Genomic DNA, 6,377 nt, shown 5'->3' with positions numbered 1-6,377 from the left:
CCTGTAGATACTCTGTTCACGGTCAAGCTTTTAGCAGATGTTTTTCGCTGAAAAGCTTGGCCGTATCGAAATCCTCTCCAGCGCGTATGCAGGCCCACAAACCTGTCAGGTATTTGCGCATAACCGCACAGATGGCCTGCATTTTTCGTTTTCCGCGACCGACTAGCACGTCGTAAAAAGCCTTCACATAAGGATCGCAGCGGATCGCTGACATGGCAGGCATGAACATCGCCGAGCGCAGGTAGGCGTTGCCACCCTTGCTCAGGCGTCCGGGCTTGTCGACGCTCGTTCCAGACTGGGTCAGTCGCACGTCCAGCCCTGCATAACGACTGATCTGGGGGGATTTGAGCGTCACTGGCAGGGTCGTCAGTTCAGCCAGCACTGCAAATGTCGAGACCTCACCCATTCCAGGTGCAGCCACCATGTGATCAAACTGCTCCTGCAAAATTGGACAGCTAGCGATGATGTCTCGCCCGGCTCGCCTAAACCGTTCGATGCGCCTGCCGAACGTCGCAATAGCTTCTTCCTCATCCTCAATCAGCATCGCTGAAGTTGTTTCGGTCGCTTGAAGGGCATGCAGCTCATTCTTCGCTCGGGTGCAGTGGCAGGTCAGACGGTTGATATGCCGGCCAATGGCACGCAACTCAAGCTGGGCGGGGCTTGGAGGAGTCCACAAGCGAGGCGTCATGCGTTCGCCGTACTCCGCTAGCAACTGGGCGTCGATGGCGTCCGTTTTACTGTGTTGAAGCATCAGTCTTGCAAAATTGCGGGAGCTTTTCGGGTTGATCACAGAAACCGGCAAGCCTGCAGTGCTTAACTCCAGGGCCGTGAAGATGGCTCCTGGTTCCCCTGACCTCGAACTTCATGCCGCTGCAACCTTGTAATGCGAAGTCCGACTTGTCGGCTTCTCGATACTCTTCGTGGTGGGCAATGAGGCGGGGGAGCCTCTCTACAGACAAGGTCAGGAGCAAGTCCTGCCTTCAGGAGCGGTCGGCCTCCCCCAGAAACACATCTTTGAGACAACACCGAGGAGCTTAGCTGCTCTCGCCGGGTGTTCGGCCAACATACAAGGAGCGGGCTCTGTGACGAGGGGGCTTGCCCCCGTTCGGCTGCGCAGCAGTCGTAAACCGGATACCCCGTTGCTGACTTAAGATCGCGGTGACTGGTTTTAGGGGCGCCATGTCGCTGTTGTTCACGGTGGCGATGGTCACCGTTTCACCTGCCTGGCAGAGCAGGGCAGAGCACAGGCCGGCGGACAGAAAAAGCGCGCTTGGAATGATCTTCATCGTGATCTCCGCTCTGCGCCTTGGGCGGCAGAAGCTTTATTGTTGTTGTAATCCACGATGCGAGTCATAGCCGCACCTGGATGACCACAGAATTGCAGCTACCCAAGCAGCGAACAAATGAATGGCATACGCGCCGCTGATACTTTTTTGACCGTGGAAAAAAAGTATCAGTGGGCGCCATGTAGCACGCTAGGCACCGGGCGTCGTTAGTGCGAGTCTGATGTCAGCGTCCCGAGACTTCGACTCGTCCCAGGCTCGCGGTACCTTGATAAAACCAACAAAAACGGAATCGCCAGGGTGATGAACCATCACGTAACCGCAGACAAGCCGCCAGCGCTTGAAGTCATTCTGAACGAGCCCCAGCACAGCTTTCGTTGGTACGAGCACGACTATCCCTTCGACCTGGCACGCTGGAACCATCATCCGGAGTTCGAGATCCACCTGATCCGCGAAGGCAGCGGTCGGCTACTGGCTGGTGACTACATCGGCGTATTCGAAGCCGGCCATGTCGCCCTCATCGGCCCGGGCCTGCCTCACGACTGGATCAGCGATCTGGGCAAAGGCGAGGTGATTACCGGCCGTGACGTCGTATTGCAGTTTGATGGCCAGACGCTGATGCAACTGCGTGACAAGGTCCCGGAACTCAGCGAGTTACAAAGCCTGTTTCGCCAGGCGGCGCAGGGCATCGAATTTCATGGCAACACCCGCAAAAAAGCAGCTCGACTGCTGGAAGAGATCGGCCAGTGCCACGGCTTGCAGCGACTGTGCCTGTTCCTGTCGTTGCTGCAACTGCTGGCTTCGGCCCCCGACAGCGAGAGACAGACGCTTGCCAGCCTGCAATACGCGCCTATGCTCGACGCATTGACGGCTCAGCGCATGAGCATTGTCTTCGACTACATCCTGAACGACCTCGCTGACGAGTTGCGGATGTCGGTCATCGCCCAGCGTCTGGACATGAACGAGCCGGCCTTCTCCAAATTCTTCAAGCGCGCCACCGGCCATACCTTCGTCGACCTGACGCGCAAACTGCGAGTCCAGCGTGCCTGCCGTTTGCTGGCGCAAAGCAGTTTCAGCGTTGCCGATATCTGCTTTGAAGTGGGGTACGCCAACTTGTCGAATTTCAATCGGCACTTCCGCCATGAAATGCATGAGACACCCAGCGAGTATCGGCAGCGGTTGCAGCGCGCATCTTGCGGTGGGTAGCGCTTTCTGTGGCGCTGAAGTGTTAGTCTCGAAAGCAACCGGGTAGTGGCGTTAGCGCATCTGGAATTATTTTCTTCCAGTTCTTGACATGCCTTTCGAACCAGTCCAGAATTGCGTCCATTCCTGATTCAGGAACACGAAAACCCCTTAGATTTCAAAGGGTTGGAAGCTAGATTAGAATCTTGTTTCCAGATACGAGTTTACACGTTTGATGTTGCGCTACTGAACGTCAGATGTTTGAGGCCGAATAGCAAAATGGTTATGCAGTGGATTGCAAATCCACCTACGCCGGTTCGATTCCGACTTCGGCCTCCACTTTAAACGAGCTCCGTAGATCCATGATCTACGGAGCTTTTTTATTTTCGCAGTCCTGCAAGATTTAGTCTTGAAAAGGGGATTTGCGAACTTGCTTCACCGGGGCGGGATGTATATATTTCCCCCTCTGTTGCACAAGCGTCAGAACTGCCAGGTCGTAACTGGTCAGTCTCCAGACAGCTTTACCGCGCTACCGCCCGAATGGCGAAACTGGTAGACGCATGGGACTTAAAATCCCCCGCTCGTAAGGGCGTGCCGGTTCGATTCCGGCTTCGGGCACCATGAATATCAAGGGCTTGCGTGAGGTTTCTCATGCAAGCCCTTATTTTTTGCTTCGAAAAAAACTATCTCTGCTCCATTGCGGTCTTTGCCCGTAGGTCGCCTGAAATTCTGTTTTTTGGAATGCCTACCGGCTCGTGCGCGTCATCAAACCTTTTCTTGAGCACGCTTGCGATCATCGGTTGGCCGGTTCCAGAACCACTAAGCGCGTCGATCTGATCTTGTGGCCAGCCTTTCACGCCATGATTCGATCAATCAACACCTGAGTTCACCGATAATCTCAATACCGAGTTGAGGTCGGGTTCGTCGACGAAGATATCGAATATACGCATTCTGGAGCCACGCGCCGGATTAAACCTGGCTCACTGATAATCAAATATTACGAGTGAGGACGAGAACCATTGAAAATCCACATCCACAGGCATCCATACTTAATGGAATGACGGATACGACCACTTTCTGTTTCCGCGTGTTCGTGTAAATCTGTTTATTAAAGAAATATATTACAAATTATTGCCGTGATCCCTTTTTCTTTGTTAGATTGCGCGCCTCAAAAATTAACCAGGGACGTGTGATGTTTTTTATTGTCTGGCAAGGATGGGGCCTTCTTTCGATTCTTATCCCGGTACTTTGCATGGTGCCTTTCGCAGGGCTCCTCAATGGGCTCGGGTTGGGTGTCGGTCTATTGGTTGGCGCGGCCGTCAATGCCTATATTGGTCACCGGCTGAATAACCAGCCGGGCAAAACCTACATTGATAAAGACAGCGGTGGCGAAGTCGTCTTTCGCAAGAAACACACGTTGTTCTATGTGCCCATGCAGTATGTATCTGTGCTGTGGGCAGTGGTGGGTGTATTTGCGTTGTTTAGTGCGCACTAAGCGCACTGGCTTTCGTCACTGTAAGGGCTGCTTGCGGTCCAAAACTGCTCCGTCAGCGGACTAGGCTTAATAAACCGGATACTCGAATGCTCCCGCGCTGACAACGGGGCTGGAAAAGCTATACCTTTCTCTGCTTGTGGAGAGAGTCCATATCAGCCTATTCAATCCATATAGCCCTCGAAAGAAAAGTTCGAGGGTTCGAATCGTGCGTATAAAGTCTCCGCAAAATAGCTAATCAGGATGGAGCGACGGCGTGCGCCGATTGAGTTCAGACTGCCCGCATGCACTAAATCCACATCAAACACCAAGATGTCGCCAGCGGCGCCGGAAAGCTGTACAGACCGGGGAAGGTCACCCAGCCACTCGGCCGGGATCGCTCGACAAAGTAGCGCAAAGCCATTTCGATGGAGTTGCTCGCGGTCAGTCATAGCTTCCTCAATTATTGAGCAGAGGATTTCGGGCTCAGATTTCGCGTAGCAGCGCGCAAAAAAGGCGTTTCGGCGGTCAGTATGCGGGCAGTCTGGAAGAACCGACGTTTTCAACAGAATCGGCCACAAACAGCCATTCTCGGCCCTGTTCAGGGCGCTTTGCATGTCAGCCAGGCCCCCCAGAAAAGGCTGCTGAAGAAACGGGTAGTGTCCCCGAATCCGGCGTCATGCAAAAGTTTTTGAACCGCCGCCTCGGAATGTGGAGGATCAGCGCCCAGAAGAATTTTCCCAAGCTTGGCCTTCACTTCATCCGGGCTGGCTCCATGCTGCCGCCATCGCTGCCCCCAGGCAGCCAGCAGTAACGGCTGGCTGGCGTAAGCATATTGATTCCCCGCGACAATCAGCGGTGCCCCCGGCTTTAGATGAGCCCGAATGGATCGTAGAATTTGTCGCTTGGTACCATCCCCTTCGAGATGATGGAGTACGCCGATCAGGGTGGCTGCGTCGTATGACTGGTCTGCCGCCAGGTCTTCAACATTCCCGAGATGCATGGCCGTTCTTTCAAGCAAGTTGTTTGCCTCTAACTGCTGCTTCGCTGCCTCCAGCATCGGCTCGGATGGATCAACGGCAGTGAAGCGCCAACCTGGCTCAAGCTTGGCCATGGCAATAATTTCCTGTGCCGTACCACCAGCACCAACCACCAGTATTTTTGCCGAGCTTGCATTGCCAAGGCTTGCCGCCAGCATGCACGCAGCCAAGTCTTGGCAGGCGTCATATCCTGCAAGTGCAATACGGCTCTGTCGGCCGTACTCATTGGCTCGGGAGGTATCAAATTTTTCAGCGGCGTTGAGAGGGGATGATTTCAAGTCGGTTCTCCATGTCCTGAAATCCAAGCTACGCCACACATAGAAATAATAAAAATTCATTAATTTTATGTGCTGCATTCCAGTAAGGAATGTATGGCTCAAACAATCGCGATCTTTGCTTAAGCTGACTCGGCCTTTATCGACAATCCCACCCACACCGGGCGCTTCAATGGCACGACGGTAACCTAGATGCTCAACTAAAGTCATGGGTGGAATGGAGCTCGGCGATGCCGCCATCGCCACGTCCGGCAGCTATCGACACTGGGTCGATGTGAGGGAAGTCTTATGCCTACACTATGCCCATTGTCGGTGGCCAGTTGCAGGCGCAGCTTAAGAAGCGTCCACGCCAATTGCCAGCCACCTGAACCTCTTAGCCACCGACGACAGTGAGCCCCCTTTAAACAATGAAATTCATGTATAGGCACACCGAGTACCACCGAAGCGATCGGATCGGCTGGCTCCGCGCCTCCGTTTTAGGGGCCAACGACGGCATTGTCTCCACCGCCAGTCTGCTGATTGGCGTCGCTGCGGCCAATGCGAGCCACGCCACCTTGCTGGTTACAGGAATGGCAGGGCTGATGGCCGGTGCCATGTCCATGGCTGCAGGCGAGTACATTTCCGTTCACTCCCAGGCTGACACCGAGCGGGCCGACCTGTCCCGGGAACGAGCAGAATTGGCGAGCGATCCGAAAGCAGAACGACTTGAGCTCGCCAACATCTACATGCATCGCGGCGTCTCGCCGGAACTGGCCCATCAGGTGGCTGACCAATTGATGTCCCACGACGCGCTGGGCTCCCATGCCAGAGACGAACTGGGTATCAGCGAAACCCTCACCGCCAAACCCTTGCAGGCCGCTCTGGCCTCGGCCGCCAGCTTTGTGGTGGGCGCCGCATTGCCTCTAGCCGTGACGTTTTTCGCACCGGAGCAGAGCTCGGTGCGCTGGATATCGGGTATGTCATTGGTGTTTCTCGGGACATTGGGCGCCATTGCTGCCAGAGCCGGCGGTGCCAGCATTATCACCGGCGCCTGGCGAGTAACCTTCTGGGGCGCGTTGGCCATGGGGGTCACCGCACTGGTGGGGCATTTGCTTGGGGCCGTGGTCTAGATCCCCTCGATACCCGA

5 protein-coding genes, 2 tRNA genes and 2 pseudogenes are annotated in these 6,377 nt (G+C 55.0%); 5 read left to right on the top strand and 4 right to left on the bottom strand.

The genetic code is table 11. The features are described 5' to 3' along the window. Positions 1–22 precede the first annotated feature (22 nt). Positions 23–826: pseudogene (locus AC1D2Q_RS28465) on the bottom strand (IS110 family transposase); the annotation flags it as partial. A gap of 208 nt (positions 827–1,034) precedes the next feature. Beyond that, a complete protein-coding gene (locus AC1D2Q_RS28460) occupies positions 1,035–1,286 on the bottom strand; it encodes a hypothetical protein (protein WP_477815388.1) in 252 nt (83 codons plus the stop codon). Between the two features lie 300 nt (positions 1,287–1,586). Between AC1D2Q_RS28460 and AC1D2Q_RS28455 the strand changes: the two genes are divergently transcribed. From AC1D2Q_RS28455 to AC1D2Q_RS28440, 4 genes are all read left to right on the top strand, one after another. Further along, entirely contained in the window at positions 1,587–2,489 is a 903-nt protein-coding gene (locus AC1D2Q_RS28455) for a helix-turn-helix domain-containing protein (protein WP_477815387.1), read from the top strand. A gap of 241 nt (positions 2,490–2,730) precedes the next feature. After that, positions 2,731–2,804: transfer RNA gene (locus AC1D2Q_RS28450), tRNA-Cys, on the top strand. 195 nt (positions 2,805–2,999) lie between these two features. Beyond that, positions 3,000–3,086 (top strand) — tRNA-Leu (locus AC1D2Q_RS28445). Positions 3,087–3,657: 571 nt separating this feature from the next. Continuing rightward, positions 3,658–3,960 (top strand): hypothetical protein, encoded by a 303-nt coding sequence (locus AC1D2Q_RS28440; protein WP_253422736.1) that lies wholly within the window; start codon positions 3,658–3,660, stop codon positions 3,958–3,960. 161 nt (positions 3,961–4,121) lie between these two features. On the opposite strand, the pseudogene AC1D2Q_RS28435 reads toward AC1D2Q_RS28440, so the two are convergent. Further along, positions 4,122–4,313 (bottom strand): annotated as a pseudogene (locus tag AC1D2Q_RS28435) (phytanoyl-CoA dioxygenase family protein); the annotation flags it as partial. Between the two features lie 224 nt (positions 4,314–4,537). Then, entirely contained in the window at positions 4,538–5,254 is a 717-nt protein-coding gene (locus AC1D2Q_RS28430) for a class I SAM-dependent methyltransferase (RefSeq protein ID WP_477815390.1), read from the bottom strand. 404 nt (positions 5,255–5,658) lie between these two features. On the opposite strand from AC1D2Q_RS28430, the gene AC1D2Q_RS28425 reads away from it, so the two are divergent. Continuing rightward, entirely contained in the window at positions 5,659–6,360 is a 702-nt protein-coding gene (locus tag AC1D2Q_RS28425; RefSeq protein WP_477815386.1) for a VIT1/CCC1 transporter family protein, read from the top strand. The last annotated feature ends 17 nt before the right edge of the window (positions 6,361–6,377 follow it).

Source organism: Pseudomonas sp. P1_A1 (assembly GCF_056406935.1).
Note: the sequence above shows the minus strand (reverse complement) of the source record. Positions and strands in the feature narration are given on the sequence as shown.